We start from the raw sequence: 17,557 nt of genomic DNA on the forward strand, positions 1-17,557 counted from the left end.
ATATAAGTAAAATCTCCACTTTTATAGTGGATTTTTTCTTTTTACACTATGGAAAAACTGGAACTCATTACAAAAGATCATGTATCTCTGTCGGTTCATCTTTTCAGGCCTGAAAAAAGCAATGGTAAACTGCTTCTGATCAACTCGGCAACGGGTGTCAAACAACAGATATATTTCTCATTCGCCCGTTTCTTTTCAGACCATGGCTTTACGGTACTTGCTTACGATTACAGGGGAATCGGACTTTCAAAACCGGATCAGATGAAAGGTTTTAAAGCCTCAATGAGGATCTGGGGCTCTGAAGACTATAAAACCCTTACACAATATATTAAAGCTGAATTTTCGGAATATAAAAAGTACTGTCTGGGACATTCAGTCGGGGCATTGATCCTGGGAATGAATGAAGATTCCGAAATGTTTCACGAATTTGTTTTTGTGGGAACTCAGAATGCATTTGTGGGAAACCTGAAATTAGGGACAAGAATTGAAGCTTATCTTGGGTTCGGAATTGTTCAGCCTTTAACTACCGGATTATTAGGGTATTTTCCCGCCAATTGGTTTGGGCTTGGAGAAAGTCTTCCAAAAAATTGTGCATATGACTGGAGAACCTTAATTTTAAACAGGAAATCAACCAACAGATTGTTGGAGAAAATGGTTGACTATTCTAAAAATTTGACACAAAAAGTCTTTGTGATCCGGGCGGAAGACGATGCATGGCTGACTGAAAAAGGTGTATTAAGCCTTTTAAACAATACCTATCCTAATCTTAAACCTTCCTACAGGCTAGTGAAAACCTCTGAATCTGACAAAAAAGAGATCGGCCACATCAATTTTTTTAGAAGTTATAATAAAAAACTCTGGAACATTATTTTAAACGAATTGACAGCTCAATGAAAAGTACGATCGAAAACACCGTAGAATTTGTAAAAGAAAAATTAGAAGGCGCTGAAGCCGGACATGACTGGTATCATATTGAAAGAGTATGGAAGCTTTCAAAAAAAATTGCAGTCACAGAAGACTGTAACCTGGAGGTTGTAGAACTTTCTGCGTTGTTGCATGATATTGCAGATCCCAAGTTTCACAACGGAGACGAAACTATAGCACCCAAGATCGCAAGAGAATTTTTAGAAGGACAGCAGGTTTCGGAAGACGTCATCGAAAAGGTTTTATTTATCATTAAAAATATTTCGTTCAAGAACAGAGGTGAGGTTCCTGCCGAGCTGCCTGTCGAGCTTAAAATTGTACAGGATGCCGACCGTATTGATGCTATCGGTGCTATCGGAATCGGAAGAACATTCAATTTCGGAGGTTTTAAAAACAATCCTATGTATGATCCGGAAATCCAGCCCAGCCTGAATATGTCTAAAGATCAGTATAAAAAATCCAACGGAACCACCATTAATCATTTCTACGAAAAACTTCTGCTTTTGAAAGATCTTATGAATACTGCAAAAGGGAAGGAGCTGGCACAGGAAAGACATGATTATATGCTGGGATTTCTTGATCAGTTTTTCAAAGAGTGGAATGTTGATTAAGACTTTTCCCGAAAAATCTTAAATCAGTATCTTTGCAGTATGGTATTTATCATTTTTGTTATCTTTTGGGCTTGTGTGCTTTCTCTGGTTTTGTCTAAAGTAAAATCAGGAAGGGTGGCAAAATGGGCAAAACTCTTCCGTATACTCACGGTAGTTTTTTCAATATCTACTTTTACATACTGGTTTATTAAAAAAAGCGCGGTAAGTTTTGTAGATAATTCAGTTGGACTGCAGGTCGTTAATAAACTTCCTCAGACCCTGGATTTTTATCTCATTAAAGTAGATAGTGCTAAACACGGAAATCTGGAACCTAAGCATATTGGAAAAATACGTCCGGAATATTACAGGGTAGAATACCTTAAAATGGATAAGTCCGATGAATACTGGATCATAGGATATCTCGGAAAAAAAAATATGGTCTATTTCTCGCAGCATGCGGTACCCAATAAAAATATTGACCAGATCGTAGAAGTACAGAACTATATCAATCAAAGTGTAAAGCTCTCTGAGACTGCAAAAAAAGAAGTAGATTCTTATAATTACGAAAACGCAAAGCTGGGAATCTGGGTGTCTTTGGATTTTCTTCTTCTTTTCCTGAACCTGGTACTTATAGTCAGAAAAAATAAGCAATAAGCAAGAAGCAATAATGAGCAATAAATAATTTTTAGATTGTGTTTAAAAATTACTTATTGCTCATTATGCATTACCTATGTGTTATGGATAATCCAGGATCTGCATCACCTGTTCTTTAAATTCTTCAGGACAGCTTTTGACCAATTTATCTTTATTCTGTTTACTGATCTGATGCGGTTCCAGCCATTCGGTGCGATTGGCGCTCAGACTGTGGTTATCGTAGACCCTTTTTATGGTATGATCTTCATAAAATGTATATTCATCACCGAGCCAATTACTGGCAATGCTGATCGTGCAAATTTTTTCTCCCATGACATTTTGTATTTTGAAAATGCCTGTCCCTATATGGGTGGCATATATCCTAAGATACTAAATTTTTTCTATTAAAACAGCTTTTTAAAAGCCAGGATGAAAAGTGCACGGTATTTTTATAACCGTTAAAACAATGTGCCATTATTATCAGAAGCCATCTGCGGAATGTGAATATCAGTTTTCCATTCCTCATTCATTTTTTTGATGAAATAGGCAGACAGTAGCGGAGATGCTTTTTCAAGATTCTGGTGCACAAAGAAATACACATTCTGAATACCTTCCTTTTTCCATTTGGTAAGATGGGCCAACCAATCGTCCAGCCTTTCATAGTCGCTTTCTGCATTGGCGCCAACGTATCGTATAAATGCATTGGGAGTGGTAAGGCGCATATGAAGCATATCTCTTCTTCCTGCAGTGTCTACAATAATGTTGGTGATATTGTGGGCTTCAAAAAGATCACAGGTTGTATTGAAAATTTCTTCGTCCGTAAACCATTCCGTATTCCTAAGTTCAATGGCAAGAGGAACTTCTTTGGGCCAGTCTTTAACAAATTTTTCCAGCCTGTCATAATCTTTAGGCTTAAAATTATCATGAAGCTGCAGAAAAGCCATACCCAGTTTTTCATCAAAATTCATCACTGCCGATGCAAAGTGGGTTACCGGTTCAGTCACATCAATCAGTCTTCTGAAGTGAGAAACCGTATTGGTTATTTTGGGGAAGAACTTGAAATTTTCAGGTGTTTTTTCTTTCCAGACTGCGACCTGTTCGGGGGTAGGCATTCCATAAAAAGTAGCATTCAGTTCAATAGAATTAAACTGTGTGGCGTAATATGTCAATTCGTCTTTAGTTCCTTTAGGATAAAATCCTTTAAGATCGGTTTTATTCCATTTAGCACATCCTATGGAAATATTTTCCAGTCCTTTTTTATTTTGATTTAAAATTTCCTTAGTTCTGGAATGATCCTTAGGAAGTGTAAAATCTATTTTTGAAGGGTCTTCTACTTGTCCGAATTTCATATCTGGTATTTTTAGGATTAAACTAGTGTAACAAATATAAAACAAAAACCATAGATGATTCTACGGTTTTTGTTCAAAGTGCTATTTTAAAATAGGCTATTCTTTTATGATTTTTTTAGAAATTTCGGTTTTATCGGTTTTAATCTTTAATACATATATTCCATGAGGATAAGCGGAAAGATCAATTCGGATTAAATCCTGATTGAAGCTTTGCTGGAAAATAGCTCTTCCTTGCGCATCAAATATTTTTATGTTCTTGATTTTATCTTCAGACTTTAACTGGATGAAATCCTTAACTGGATTTGGAGAAGCTATAATCTCAATCTTGTTACTTTTTGAATCGTTTGTTGCTAAGAAACTTCCACAATTGGTTGTAAATGTAATGTCAGAATATAGATTTTGGAGATCATTGAGTTGCGCGTTATCTACACACATGGATAGATTACTGTTGTAATTTAAATAATCATTATACTCTTCTATAGAACCGTTTCTTAAGTTCACGTACGTAAGGAGCGGCATATTCCATAAAGTTAAGCCCTGAAAATGTGAAGAATTTGAAAAGTTAAGTTCAGTAATTTGTGGGCAGTTATTAAAATAAGCATTTTTTAAATTGATATTCGCATAAGTATTGATGCTTGATACTAAAGGTAAACTAGTTACCGTCAGATCTTCCAGATTGATATTATTGGAAACATTTACAGCAGGAAGTAAGCTATTCTGAGCAAGTTCCAGTGACTTTAGAGCAACACATTCACTAATATTCAAAGCATTAATTTCGGTGTTGTTTATCGTTAGTTCCTGAAGCCCAGTACATTGTTGTAAATTTACCGTTTGCAGTTCTGTAAATATTCCATCACTATTAAGCACATTGAAACCAATGGCTAACCTTTGCAGGCTTAAACAATTTTGTATATCCAATTCTTTTAAATGATTATTATTCCTAAAGATCAGGTTTGTTAAAACAGTACAGTTTTTGGCACTAATCTTTTGAAGCTCATCGTTGCCCTGAGTATTGGATGTCTCAAATCTATCGGTTTTTAAAGTATGTAAATGAGCAAGGTTATTCACATTTACCCAATTCATGTAACCTGCAGAGCCTGTAATGTCGATGTTTTCCAGATTCTGTGCAGTGCTAAAGTTGACATTATTAGTGATCTTCTGATTGAAAGCTTTTAATATTTTAAGTTTTGGTAAGCCGGTAAGATTCAGAGATGTTACATCCCCAAAATAGACCCCTGAAGTGGTAGAATAAGTATTTCTATTATAAAATGAACAGTCAAGTTCCTCAAGATTTACCAACCCGGTTGTTGAAAAATCAATAGTTGCTGTATTGAGTCCTTTAATTTTTTTAAGATTGCTGGCTCCATTAAGATTTACAGAAGAAAAATAGGCTCCATTGGTATTATAATGATCTGTATCCGCAATGATTTCCTGTAAATTAGTACAATTATTGGCAATCAATTCAATATTTTGGTTAATAGATATCCCTACAGAATAAGGGAGTCCTAAAACGGAAACTTTTGTTAAAGTATTTAAGTTTGGAACAGATATTTTTCCCAAAAATTGACAAGAATTGAATGTTAAGGTGTTGATATTCAAATTCTCAAGATAAAGTTCTTTAATATCTTTAGAATTAATGATCATATTTCCGGTAAGTTGCGGACAATTCTTAAATCTTAGGATTTTACTGACAGGGGTCATCATATTAATATCAGAAGCGAACTCATTGATATCTTGTACCGCTGAACAATTATCAAAAGAAAAATCTACCGGAACTACCTGAGACGTACCCGAACCATCTGCAAATTCACCTGTTCCTGTGTATAATACTTTTTTAATTTTAGTATGTCCAACAAAACTAATGACTGCAGACTTCGTATGGTAAATATACAGCTCTTCCATGTTGGTGAAAAGCGTTGCATCATCAATGGTGTCGGGGAGGTCGTTATATGTAACGGTTCCGTCCTTTTTGATAGTTAAAATTTTTACTTGCTGTGCTTCCGAAACCTGGATTTCTCCATCTCCGTTGGTGTCTACGGCAATAGGGTTTCCACTAATGTTTTTAGCAATATCGTTGCTTGTACTGGAGCTTAAGATTAAAGCCTTAAACTTTGAATCTGCAAAATTTAAATTTTGAGAGTAGGCCATAGAAAAACAGCTTACTGAGAGGGTAAGAATAATTTTTTTCATGAATGTGTTTTTATTAAAGCTCCAATTCCTGTGAATTAGAACTAACCCTGCAAAATTAATTTTTTTTTTTGAATTTCATTATAAATTTTCTTCATTGTTTGTATTTATATCATACACAGGGATTATATCCGGTAATATCTGTAATATCTTTTTGAGGTCTGTTGTTTCAAAATATAAAAAGTCCTTTTATTAAATAGGGCTTAGCGTTATACAACAAAAACCATAGAAAGTTCTATGGTTTTATGCTGTTTTATAGCTGAATTTGTTTTGTCGTCTTATTTTACACCCTGTGTTACCATTCTATTTGAAATAACAGGATAAATACAGCCTGAAGTTTTTAGATTAACCGTAATAGTAGCTGGAACAGATCGATAAGCGGTATCCCCGTAAGGTTCAATGATTTTCCCGTTTGAATCTTTTACTGTTCTTCCTTTTATCGTATACGTCATTGTTGCGGTTCCTGTAAATCCACTTGAAGGAGTGAAGGTAACAATACCTGTAGATTTATTGTAAGACCATGTTCCTTGCGGAGTTACTTTTTTACGGTACAGAGTAAGGTCCGTATCATTGGTTTTTGTAAAACTGAAGGTTGAATAGTCGATATTCGCATTGCTTGCAGTAGGTGGAGTAGTAATGCTGATGGCACCTTTATAAGCAATATCATTATTAAAAACAGGAATAACAACTGGCTGAAATTTACAGGTAGAAGCCACATCATCATTAGCAACGGCCGCATAAGGGAGAGTAAGTTTCACATTTCGGATGATATGCTGCTGAAAAGCCCCTCCCGTAGCTGCTGCAAAACCAAGCTTAAGTACAGCCGGAACCGTTGCGTCTAAGGTTTGAGCAGTAGCAGTTCCTTCCGTATCTGAAGTATTAAAATCAGTTATCTGCGGATTCGCGTTTTCAGTGTAGGGTACTGACGTTTTATAATGATAATAGTTGATAATATTGGTAGGTGTTCCGTTTTGAGTGGTCTGGATATCCACTTTTACATCAAACCCATCCGTTGTAGTAGGGGTTGTGAAGTGCGGAATCAGGTCAAGGTATACCTTTCTGAATTCTCCGGCATTATTTCTAAGATCAAATACGGAAGAAAGGCTGTTGGAAGTTGCCAGATAGCTTCTGTCCGCCTGCAGGATTCTGCCCACAGTTCCTGAATTGCTTAAAGTAGATCGGGTAACCAAAACCGGATATCCCGTATATCCTAATCCTAGACCATTGGCATTAATTGCAGCCCCTCTTGCTCCTCTTAAAGTGACATGGCTTGCCGTCTGGCTCCAGGTAACTCCGGCAATACCATTGATTCTGGATTCACCCTGAAAACGCTTCGATTTGAAATTTCCGAACTCATCCAGAGCAATACCCAGGTAAGCACCTGATAGACCAGCTTTTCTTTGACTTGCGTAGGTATTCTGTGTTCTGTTGTATGAATATCCGATACCGGCACCTGGTGCTCCGATCGTAGGACTTGCTACCGAACCATCATAAAGGAAAAATGATAAACCATCCCCATAATCGCTACCTAGCGGTGTTCCGTTTTTCATATCATATTCAAATTCAACATGAAGCCCGTTTACCGAAGTAAAAGTTCTTCCGTTGATAAACAATCCTCCAAACTGTCCTGAAGCTGCGGGAGTAAGTTGTACTCCTGTAGAAGTATGCGATGCATTTCCCTGTATGGTAAGTTCTGATGCTGAAGAAGCATTCATTAATGAACTTGAATAGGAATAAAACCCGTAAATACTTGCTACTTCAGTACTGTCTGTCTGTGCATACAAGAAACTAGTAAGCAGTGAGAAAACCAGGCTCATCAGAGATAGCCCTTTAAAATTCTTTTTCATGGCTGCTTATTTTACGACAAATACGATGTTGATAAAAGATGCTGAAGTAGCATTTGATAAAACATCATAATTTAATACGCCCGTGTTGCTGATGCTGTTTATTTTGAAAACAGTGGCATCATAGCCCGTTACATAATAGTGCAGATCTGTTGCATTGGGAAAAAACGGAATCGAGGCCGGAGCCGATGCACTTCTTGCATTTGCCGGAACATTCGAAAACTGATTTTTATACAAAGTGTACAGGTCTTTTGTCTGTCCTGCAGCAATCGTTGTCGTGTCAAAAACCACACTTGGCATGTAGAAGAATTTAGCTACATACGGAGAAAGGCAAACCCAGTCCGGAGTTGCCGGAGTACCTACGTTTTGGCTGATACATTTTTTGTTGGTATCAAAAATAACGAGTCCTGTAGCGGGGTTGGTGACTAATGAAAGATTGCTGACTCTTGGAAGAAGAATTCCTTTAGAAGTGCTGGTAATGTCTAGTATAGAGCTTTGATCAGGTGAGGAAGTGTTAATACCCACCTGCGCAGTAATGACGCTAAAAGCCATTACCAAAATTAAAGTGATAATTTTATACATTTTCGAAATAATTTTTTTGTGTGTTTGTACTATTAACAAATTTCTTGCCAATAGAAAAATAATTGTTTAATATAAATGTTTTGTGTGTTTTTGTGTTTTAAATGATATTTGTTTATTATTAATTTTAATTAAAAGAAACAAATTGACTTTAAATTCATCATTTGGTGATTTGTATTTAACTATCTTGTGCATTTTTTATGTATATTCATGCATTTAGGTTTTCTTTGATTTTGTTTTATGTTTTTGCTAATTGTTGATTTTTTAATGAAATTCCAAAATGCAGTATTTTAATCAATTTATTGTTTTTTGTTGTGAATGTTTAATTTTTAAATAGATTAATGTTGGTTAAAAAATTATGTAGTTTGCCAATCTTAATTAAAATTTTAAACCTTGTGTTTTTGCTAATTTAATATCGATAATCGTTTTATTGTTAATTGATATTTTTGCTAAAAGCTATTTTGATTAGTAAATTTTAAACAAATGTATATAAAATTGCTTGATAATAATAAATAAAGATCTGTCGTACAGGTACTTGATTCACTGCTTAGGGAGTGGGCAGCCGATATTTTCAGTATCAATGATGATTAACGGGAAAATAGATTTTTCAGACTCAAATGTTAAAATTGTGTTAAAGTTTAAATGTAACAAAAAAAGCACGCCAAAAAGCGTGCTTTACTATGTTGATGTTTATTATTGACGGATATTATGCCTCACAAGCAGAACAGCTAACAAAATTAACCATCATTTCTTTAGAGACAGAAGAACTTCTTTGGTAATAAAGTGTTTTTACACCTTTTTTCCAAGCCTCAATATAAAGGTAGTTAACATCTTTTACAGGCATTGTGGAAGGAATCTGTAGGTTCAGAGACTGGGCCTGGTCAATGTATTGCTGTCTTTGAGCAGCCTGAGAGATAATTTCCATGGGAGAAATCTCTTTAAATGTTTTAAATACTGCTTTCTCTTCGTCAGTAAGCTCTTTTAAATGCTGTACGGAACCGTGGTTTAGCATGATTGTTCTCCAGGTTTCCTCATTGTCAAGGCCTTTTTCTTCTAATAATTTCGCTAAGTATTTGTTCTTACGCATGAAGTTTCCTTTAGCAAGACCAGCTTTATAATAATTGGAAGCAAATGGCTCAATTCCAGGAGAAGTCTGTCCTAAGATCGCAGAACTTGAAGTAGTAGGAGCGATAGCCATTGTGGTGGTGTTTCTCAATCCATAACCTTTCAATAATTCCGGTTCACCATAAATATTGGCTAATTCTCTTGAAGCAGTTTCTGCCTGCTCTTTGATATGTCTGAAAGCTTTTGCATTGAACTGTGTCGCTTCAAAACTTTCAAACGGAATCATATTTTTCTGTAGATAAGAATGGTATCCTAAAACTCCCAATCCAAGCGCTCTGTGACGCAATGCGAAGTTTCTAGCCCCCTGCAGGTAATAGTTTCCTTCTGTTTTTTCGATAAATTCAGTTAAAACAGCATCCAGGAAGTAAACCGCTAATTTTACAGCATCCGTATCTTTCCACTCGTCATACAGTTCCAAATTCATTGAAGACAGACAGCAGATGAAAGATTCTTCTCTCGTAGAAGGAAGCATGATTTCAGAGCAAAGGTTACTTGCATTCACAGTCATTCCTAAATCCTTATAAACCTGCGGCTTATTTCTGTTAACGTTATCGGTAAAGAAAATATAAGGAAGACCTTTCTGCTGACGGCTTTCCAGAACTCTTGCCCAGATTTTACGTTTGTCCATATCACCGTCAATCATATCCTGCATCCAGTAATCAGGAACGCAGATCCCTGTAAATAAGTTCTGAATAGGACTTCCGATGTCTTTGATCGATAAGAATTCTTCAATATCACCGTGGTCAACATCCAGATAAGCAGCAAAAGCCCCTCTTCTTACGCCTCCCTGAGAAACCACATCCATTGCCGTATCGAATAATTTCATGAACGAAACCGCTCCTGAAGATTTTCCGTTATCTGTAACAGCAGTACCTCTGTTTCTAAGTTCTCCAAAATATCCTGAAGTTCCACCTCCGATCTTTGTTTGCATGATTACTTCACCCATTTTATGGGTAATACCCTCAATGCTGTCCGGGATGTGAACGTTGAAACAAGAGATAGGAAGACCTCTCTGTGTTCCCATGTTCGCCCAAACCGGAGAAGAGAAACTGATCCACCCTTTCACGATCATTTCTTTGAAAGCGGCTTGTAGTTCCGGCTTATATAATTTTTTTGCGGCAGCAGTGGTGATTCTATCGATGGCTCCGTCTACCGTTTCCCCTTTTAACAGATACCCTCTGTTTAGCATCTGCTCAGACTCTTCATTGAGCCACCATATATTTGATTTTTGTTCTTCCATAGATGTTATATTTTCGAATTCCGGAGCAGTGTTTATACTCCGGAATTTTGTTGCTTTTTTATATTGATTGTAAAATTTCCACTTTTTGCGTACCGTTCAGGCCGCTTTCATCTCTTAATCGTTGAAACTCCTTAAAAGAAGGTACATTTAAAACCTCATGCTGAACCTCTTCATTGATATAGTTTGAATAATGTACAAAAGTAACACCGTCTTCTTTTACATATACCTTATACTCAAATGTCTCCTGATCCAGATTTTTAAAATCATCCAGAAACTTTTGAATATGGGTTTTGTTTTCTGAAATGTATTCAGGTTGTACGGTATAGGTTACAATTACATTGATCATTTTTTTGTGCTTGAGAATTGTTTTGTTATTCTGAGGGGCGAAGGTGTTTTTATTAAGATTAAATGCTTCGACTGGCTCAGTATAACATTGCTAATACTATATGTTTTGACGCTCGCTTCGCTCGCACTCTACTTAAAACAAATCGTTCGCCGTAATACTCTTGTCGTGTTTTGTATAATCCACCGGTCTTTTAGCAAAGAAATCATCCATAGAGTTCGCGAAAACTTCTTCTTCAAACCATTTCATTGGACGGTATTGTTCAGGAGAAACGTTGTAACGGGTTTCCATATCGATTTTCTTTAAACTGTCGTCTACACGGTATTTCATGAAGTTCAGAAGGTCTTCTTTTGAGAAAAAGCTTAATTCTCCTAATTCAAAGATCCAGTCTAAAATTTCGCTTTCCAGTTCAATAGACTGATCTACCAATGTGTAGATGTCCTCGATATCTGAATCTGTTAATAGATCCGGTTGCTCCTCACGGATTTTGTTGATCAGGTAGATTCCTGCATTAGCGTGGATTTGCTCATCGATAGAGGTCCATGCGATAATGTTGGAAACATTCTTCATATATCCTTTGAATCTTGTGAAAGAAAGGATGATCGCAAATTGTGAGAAAAGGGATACGTTTTCGATCAGAATACTGAATAATAAAAGAGAAGATACGTATTCTTTCGGTGTTGTGGAATTGGCGTGTTTCAGAACGTTGGAAAGGAAGTCAATTCTCTTTTTTACGGCAGGAATTTCTATAACATTCGTAAATTCTTCATTATAACCTAACACTTCTACCAATCGGGAATATGCTTCTGAATGACGGAATTCACATTCTGCAAAAGTCGCTCCAAGGCCATTAAGTTCAGGTTTTGGTAAGTGATTGTATAGGTTTCCCCAGAATGTCTTTACAGACACCTCGATCTGTGCAATGGCTAAAAGCGCATTTTTCACAGCGTGTTTTTCGTTCGGCTCTAACTGCGAATGAAAATCCTGAACATCTGCAGTAAAATCCACTTCCGAATGCACCCAGAACGATTTGTTGATCGCCTCTACAAACTGAAGAACCTCAGGGTATTCAAATGGCTTGTAACTTACTCTCTTATCGAAAATTCCCATATTAAAATAGCTTTAAAATTAAATAATCAGCATCACTGTGGATAACTTGGAAGTAATGCTTAACTTCTTGTATGTTTGGTATTTACATTTGAAACATATCCACATTGATCAATGTCGGTTTCTTGTAAAGAACTAATGACAAAGTTCGAAAAAAAGAACTGATTTTGAAAGGGGTAAATACTAATTGGCTGAGTTTTAACTGTAAAAGTTTTCCACATTTACATGAAACCAGCACGGGTAATGGCTTACAGGGGGTTCGGGGTAAAAAATAAATGGAAAATAAGACTTACAGTTAAACAAAAGTTTGTAATGTGCTTTGAATAAAGGTGAAATCAGTTAAACAATAAAATATTCGAATATATTATGGTTCTTGTAACAAATTGAAAATATCATCTACTTATAGGGGTATAAAACAAGCATCACTTAATGTTAGTAATTCAGGATTTACATAAGTCATACGATACGGGGAAAAGCAAGCTGCACGTTCTTAAGGGAATTAATCTTAATATTTCTGAGGGCGAGTTTGTTTCTATTATGGGGAGTTCCGGGTCCGGAAAGTCTACGCTTCTTAATATCATCGGTATTCTGGATGAAAAAGATTCGGGGATTTACGAGCTGGATAACGTTCCTATTGAACATTTGTCTGAGGTGAAAGCTGCAGAATACAGAAGTAAATTCTTAGGCTTTATATTTCAGTCTTTCAATCTGATCAGTTATAAAACGGCTCTGGAAAATGTGGCGCTTCCTTTATACTATCAGAACGTTCCCAGAAAAGAGCGTAACAAGAAAGCGATGGAATATCTGGAGAAAGTAGGTCTTGCTCAATGGGCAGATCACTTACCCAACGAACTTTCCGGTGGACAAAAACAGAGGGTAGCGATCGCTAGAGCACTAATCACAGACCCCAAAGTAGTTCTTGCAGATGAGCCAACCGGAGCACTGGATTCAAAAACAACGCATGATATTATGAAACTTCTTCAGGATATCAATAATGAAGGAAGAACCATCATAGTGGTTACCCACGAACCTGACGTAGCTGCACAGACCAAAAGAAACGTAATCCTGAAAGACGGCATCATTGAGAGTGATGAGTTTATTAAGCAGATCGTCCTATAAGTGAATGATGAATGATGAATTTTGCTTCGCAAGTGAATTTTTTAAAGTCAATTGTGAATGTTGAACCGTCAATTTTAATTGGATTAAGTACACACAAATGAAAATGAAAAAAAATAATCATGTTTTTAAATCTGAACCATTATAAACTCGATGTTTATCAGTCGGCCAGACAATTAAGACCTGAGTGTTATAAAATCTTATCTGAACTTCCGGATAGTGAAAGATTTAATATTACAGATCAGATACGCAGAGCTTCAACTTCAGTTGTGTTAAATATAACGGAAGGATGTTCCAGAAGATCGGAAATTGAAAGGAAAAGATATTTTGAAATAGCGAGAGGCTCGGTTATAGAATTGGATTCCTGTTTTGATATAATCATAGACTGCGGTTATATTAAAAAAGAAGAATTGATAAAAATTGAAAATTTAATCAAAACAACATTTATCTTATTAAGTGGGATGTTGAAAAAGGATAAAAAATAATTGTGAATTGTCAATAGTGAATTAAAAATTAGAAATAATTTATTATCAGAACAATTTTACCATTGACAACGCAGTTAATTGACTTTTTACAAAGTAAAAAATAAAACTATGTTTGACCTAGATCGGTGGCAGGAAATATTCAGTTCTATTCGCAGTAATGTATTGCGGACAGTGCTTTCGGGGTTTACAGTGGCTTTGGGGCTATTTATTTTTGTGGTTCTTTTCGGAATTGGAAAGGGGCTGCAGAATGCCTTTACCGAAGGTTTTGCAAGAGATGCACAGAACCTTATCACGATCTATACGGGTAAAACCACCATGGCCTATAAAGGACTTCAGTCTGACAGAACGGTCACGATGAATAATGACGACTACGATTTTCTGATCAATACAGATAAAGAAAAAGTAGGCGATGCCAGCCCGAGATACAGCACCAGTTTAATGGTGAAATATGGGAAAGAAAGTGGCACTTATCAGGTAAATGGTGCAGAACCGGGAGAAAAGATCATTGAGAACAGGAAGATGCTCGATGGACGCTATCTTACCTCTATGGACCTGGTGAGAAAGCAAAATGTGGCGGTGATCGGAAGAATGGTTCAGCGTGACCTGATCAAGAATGGAAGTCCTGTGGGGAAAGACCTGAATATCAATGGAACCATGTTCAAAGTTGTAGGCGTGTTTTCTGATGATGGGGGAGACTGGGATGAAAGACATATTGCCGTTCCTATTACGACCCTTCAGCAAATGAAAAAAGGCTCTGATACCGTATCTACCGCATATATTGCCTATAACCCAAAACTAACCCCCGAAGAAGCCATAAAATATGGTGACGAACTTAAAGACAGGCTAAAGTCAAGAAAAAATGTAGCTCCTGACGATGAAAACGGAGTCCGTGTCTGGAATAATGCCAAAAACATGAACGAAACATTTCAGTTTATGGCGGTACTGACCATCATCGTGGGCTTTATTGGATTAGGAACTTTGTTGGCTGGAATTATCGGGATCAGTAATATCATGGTGTATATCGTAAAAGAAAGAACCAAAGAGATCGGTGTCCGTAAGGCTATCGGTGCCAAACCTAGGAGTATTGTAGCATTGATTGTACAGGAAAGTGTGGTGATCACAGTAGTTTCAGGTATTGTTGGAGTTGGAATTGGCGTTTTGGCGCTCAGTTTAATAGGAGACAGTCTTGAAGAATATTTCATCAAAAGCCCGAGTGTAGGTTGGGTGACAATCCTTATGGCATTTATCGCCTTGGTACTTTCAGGACTTATTGCAGGATTCGTTCCGGCATACAGAGCTTCGAGAATCAAACCGATAGAGGCATTAAGAACAGAATAATGATGGGCTTGTAATGATGGGAAATAAACTTATCAGTTTTATCATTCATCAATGATCAATTATATAGTATAAACTTATAACTCAAAGAAGTGAACATTTTATTTAAAAAAGATACTTGGCAGGAAATTTATTATTCATTGAGGAATAATAAGCTTCGTACGTTCCTTACCATGATTGGGGTAGGCTGGGGAATGTTTTTGTATGTGAGCCTTCTTGGAGCTGCAAAAGGGATGGAAAATGGTTTTGATAAACTATTTTCAGGTTTTGCGACCAATTCTATTTTTCTATGGGCTCAGAAAACCTCTATTCCCTTCGATGGATTTCCTAAAGGCAGGCAGGTTCACCTTAATTTATCCGATATGGATATGTTGAAAAGAAAAGTGAGTGCTATAGATTATATCTCACCACAAAATGCAAGAGGAAGCTTTACCGGAACCCCTGGCGAGTCTATGTCAAGAAACGGTAAAAATGGAACCTATTCTCTTACGGGAGATTATTCGGTGGGAAATAAAATTTCAGAAAAGAAACTTATTTTCGGACGGTATATCAATGATGCTGATGTTATGGGGAATAAAAATGTAGTGGTGATTGGAGAAGAGATTTACAAAAATTTCTTTGATGCCAAGAAAAAAGAAAACCCGGTAGGTAAACAGGTTAATATAAAAGGAATATTCTTTAATGTAATTGGCGTTTTCAGAGTCAAAAAAGGAGGTGGATTTGAAAATGATCAGACTGCGTTTATTCCGCTTTCCACCTATACCAAAATGTATAATGCCGGAGAGCAAATTGATATGTTTGCGATTGTAAGTAAGCCTAACGCTAACGTTAATGAAGTAGAGGAAGGTGTAAAACAAGTATTGAAAACCCAAAATAAAGTATCTCCTGAAGATACCAATGCCTTTGGAAGCTTTAATCTGGGAAAAGAATTTAAAAAACTGACAGGATTCCTGACGGGGATGCAGCTTTTAACCATTATCGTTGGAACGCTGACCATTCTTGCCGGAGTGATCGCCATATCGAATATCCTTCTGATTACTGTAAAAGAAAGAACAAAAGAAATCGGGATTCGGAGAGCTTTAGGAGCGAAACCTGCCGAAGTAAGAAATCAGATTCTTCTGGAAAGTGTTGTCATTACACTGTCCTCGGGAATTCTCGGGTTCATGTGTGGAATCTTTGTCCTCATCATTTTAAATGCAGTGACTCAGAACCAGGATGAATTTCCTTTCTACAATCCAACCGTAAACTATGGAAATGTATTTGGAGCTATGGCAGTAATGGTTGTTTTAGGCTTAATTATCGGAATGATCCCTGCGCAACGAGCAGTAAAGATCCGGCCAATTGAAGCCTTGAGATCAGAATAATAATAGGGTAATAGGTTGATGTAGTAATTTAAAAATAATGACAGATTTTTTTAATGTTTAAATTCTTAAATATTTAAATCAGTTGAAAAAACTTTAATAGTAAAAAATAAACTAGATATATGAAAAAGAAATTCACTTGGAAAAAAGCCATTTATATTGTACTGGGGCTTTTATTTGCAGTGGCATTGTTCCTCGGGATCGGGTATCTCGTGAAATCAAATTCTAAAGAGAGTGAAGCTTTCCTGACCAGAAAACCAAGCTACCAGAACATGGAAGACAAGGTAATGGCCACGGGAAAAATCGTTCCGAAAGAAGAAATTGAGATCAAGCCGAACATTGCGGGAATCATTGAGAAAATTTTGGTAGATGAAGGAGATAAGGTGACAGCAGGACAGCTGATTGCTACCGTGAGAATTATTCCTAATATTGCTGACGTTAACAACGCTCAGCAGGAAGTAGTGAACTCTCAGCTGCAGATCAGTAATGCCAAGTTGAATGTTGATAATATGCAGAAACAATATGCTATGCAGGAAAAGCTTTACAAACAGGGCGTAATTTCCAAACAGGAATATTTAAATGCACAGCAGCAGTTGTTTACACAGCAGCAAACCCTTAGAAATGCTAACCAGCAGCTGGTTACGGCTCAAAAAAGATTACAGATTGTAAAAACAGGTGCTACTCCCGAACTTCAGGGCCTGGCAACGACGCAGATTCGTTCCAAAGCATCAGGTACCGTTCTTGAAGTTCCTGTAAAAGTAGGAAGTCAGGTGATTGAAGCCAATTCATTCAACGCAGGGACTACTATTTGCTCTATTGCAGACCTTAATTCTTTGATCTTCCAGGGAGAAATAGACGAAGCTCAGGCAGGAAAGCTGAAGCAGGGAATGGATATGAAAATTGTGATCGGTGCTCTTCAGAACAAAACGTTCCCGGGAAAACTGACCATGATCGCTCCTAAAGGAAAAGACAACTTGGGAACCATTAAATTCCCGGTAGAAGGGGATGTAAACAATCCTAACAACGAATACATCAGAGCGGGATTCTCTGCCAACGGAGAGATTGTTCTGAAATCTGAAAAGAATGCTTTACTATTGGATGAATCACTGGTTCAGTATGAAAAGAAAAACGGGAAGGATACTCCTTTTGTAGAAGTGAAACAGCCGGACGGGAAGTTCAAAAAAGTATATGTGAAATTAGGGGCCAGCGACGGGATCAATGTACAGATCCTTTCAGGAATTACCAAAGACTCTGAAGTGAAAGTATGGAACCCTTCCGATAAAGACAAAGAAGAGCTTAAAGAAAAGAAAAAATAGTAAACAATCACTATATATTTAAA

16 protein-coding genes are annotated in these 17,557 nt (G+C 36.8%); 8 read left to right on the forward strand and 8 right to left on the reverse strand.

Annotation, left to right across the window (positions count from 1 at the left end):
- Positions 1-48: 48 nt before the first annotated feature.
- The 3 genes from HHL23_RS11575 to HHL23_RS11585 are packed head-to-tail and all read left to right on the forward strand — an operon-like array spanning position 49 to position 2,168.
- Positions 49-894 carry an alpha/beta hydrolase family protein gene (locus tag HHL23_RS11575; protein ID WP_169234962.1) on the forward strand — a complete coding sequence of 282 codons (846 nt, stop codon included), beginning with the start codon at positions 49-51 and terminating at the stop codon, positions 892-894.
- Positions 891-1,535, forward strand: a complete 645-nt coding sequence (locus HHL23_RS11580; protein ID WP_169234963.1) for an HD domain-containing protein — start codon at positions 891-893, stop codon at positions 1,533-1,535. The genes HHL23_RS11575 and HHL23_RS11580 overlap by 4 nt, the downstream gene beginning before the upstream one ends.
- Before the next feature lie 39 nt (positions 1,536-1,574).
- On the forward strand, positions 1,575-2,168 hold the full coding sequence (locus HHL23_RS11585) for a hypothetical protein (RefSeq protein WP_169234964.1): 594 nt from the start codon (positions 1,575-1,577) through the stop codon (positions 2,166-2,168).
- Positions 2,169-2,249: 81 nt separating this feature from the next.
- Here HHL23_RS11585 and HHL23_RS11590 read toward each other — a convergent pair whose 3' ends face one another.
- From HHL23_RS11590 to HHL23_RS11625, 8 genes are all read right to left on the reverse strand, one after another.
- Positions 2,250-2,480, reverse strand: coding sequence for a hypothetical protein (locus HHL23_RS11590; protein ID WP_169234965.1), 231 nt, complete (start codon positions 2,478-2,480; stop codon positions 2,250-2,252).
- Between the two features lie 125 nt (positions 2,481-2,605).
- Entirely contained in the window at positions 2,606-3,496 is an 891-nt protein-coding gene (locus HHL23_RS11595; protein ID WP_169234966.1) for a DUF72 domain-containing protein, read from the reverse strand.
- 96 nt (positions 3,497-3,592) lie between these two features.
- Positions 3,593-5,686, reverse strand: coding sequence for a T9SS type A sorting domain-containing protein (locus HHL23_RS11600; RefSeq protein WP_169234967.1), 2,094 nt, complete (start codon positions 5,684-5,686; stop codon positions 3,593-3,595).
- Positions 5,687-5,961: 275 nt separating this feature from the next.
- On the reverse strand, positions 5,962-7,530 hold the full coding sequence (locus HHL23_RS11605; protein WP_169234968.1) for a hypothetical protein: 1,569 nt from the start codon (positions 7,528-7,530) through the stop codon (positions 5,962-5,964).
- A 6-nt stretch (positions 7,531-7,536) separates the two neighbouring features.
- Complete coding sequence (locus HHL23_RS11610; RefSeq protein ID WP_194306301.1) at positions 7,537-8,109, reverse strand: hypothetical protein; 573 nt, start codon at positions 8,107-8,109, stop codon at positions 7,537-7,539.
- Positions 8,110-8,812: 703 nt separating this feature from the next.
- The gene (locus HHL23_RS11615; RefSeq protein WP_317174689.1) at positions 8,813-10,480 is read right to left on the reverse strand and encodes a ribonucleoside-diphosphate reductase subunit alpha; all 1,668 of its coding nucleotides are present in this window, start codon (positions 10,478-10,480) and stop codon (positions 8,813-8,815) included.
- Between the two features lie 49 nt (positions 10,481-10,529).
- Positions 10,530-10,817 (reverse strand): hypothetical protein, encoded by a 288-nt coding sequence (locus HHL23_RS11620; protein WP_169234969.1) that lies wholly within the window; start codon positions 10,815-10,817, stop codon positions 10,530-10,532.
- 132 nt (positions 10,818-10,949) lie between these two features.
- Positions 10,950-11,924, reverse strand: coding sequence for a ribonucleotide-diphosphate reductase subunit beta (locus tag HHL23_RS11625; RefSeq protein ID WP_169234970.1), 975 nt, complete (start codon positions 11,922-11,924; stop codon positions 10,950-10,952).
- Between the two features lie 426 nt (positions 11,925-12,350).
- Between HHL23_RS11625 and HHL23_RS11630 the strand changes: the two genes are divergently transcribed.
- The 5 genes from HHL23_RS11630 to HHL23_RS11650 all read left to right on the forward strand — a co-directional run bounded on the left by HHL23_RS11630 (position 12,351) and on the right by HHL23_RS11650 (position 17,534).
- The gene (locus tag HHL23_RS11630; RefSeq protein WP_169234971.1) at positions 12,351-13,040 is read left to right on the forward strand and encodes an ABC transporter ATP-binding protein; all 690 of its coding nucleotides are present in this window, start codon (positions 12,351-12,353) and stop codon (positions 13,038-13,040) included.
- A 119-nt stretch (positions 13,041-13,159) separates the two neighbouring features.
- Positions 13,160-13,522: a four helix bundle protein gene (locus HHL23_RS11635; protein WP_169234972.1), complete on the forward strand. Its 363-nt coding sequence runs from the start codon at positions 13,160-13,162 to the stop codon at positions 13,520-13,522.
- Positions 13,523-13,630: 108 nt separating this feature from the next.
- Positions 13,631-14,860, forward strand: coding sequence for an ABC transporter permease (locus tag HHL23_RS11640; RefSeq protein WP_169234973.1), 1,230 nt, complete (start codon positions 13,631-13,633; stop codon positions 14,858-14,860).
- An 89-nt stretch (positions 14,861-14,949) separates the two neighbouring features.
- Positions 14,950-16,221 (forward strand): ABC transporter permease, encoded by a 1,272-nt coding sequence (locus HHL23_RS11645; protein ID WP_169234974.1) that lies wholly within the window; start codon positions 14,950-14,952, stop codon positions 16,219-16,221.
- A 119-nt stretch (positions 16,222-16,340) separates the two neighbouring features.
- Complete coding sequence (locus tag HHL23_RS11650) at positions 16,341-17,534, forward strand: efflux RND transporter periplasmic adaptor subunit (RefSeq protein ID WP_169234975.1); 1,194 nt, start codon at positions 16,341-16,343, stop codon at positions 17,532-17,534.
- Positions 17,535-17,557 lie beyond the last annotated feature (23 nt).

The sequence above is a fragment of the Chryseobacterium antibioticum genome (genome assembly GCF_012927325.1).
In the GTDB taxonomy this organism is placed as follows: Bacteria; Bacteroidota; Bacteroidia; order Flavobacteriales; family Weeksellaceae; genus Chryseobacterium; species Chryseobacterium antibioticum.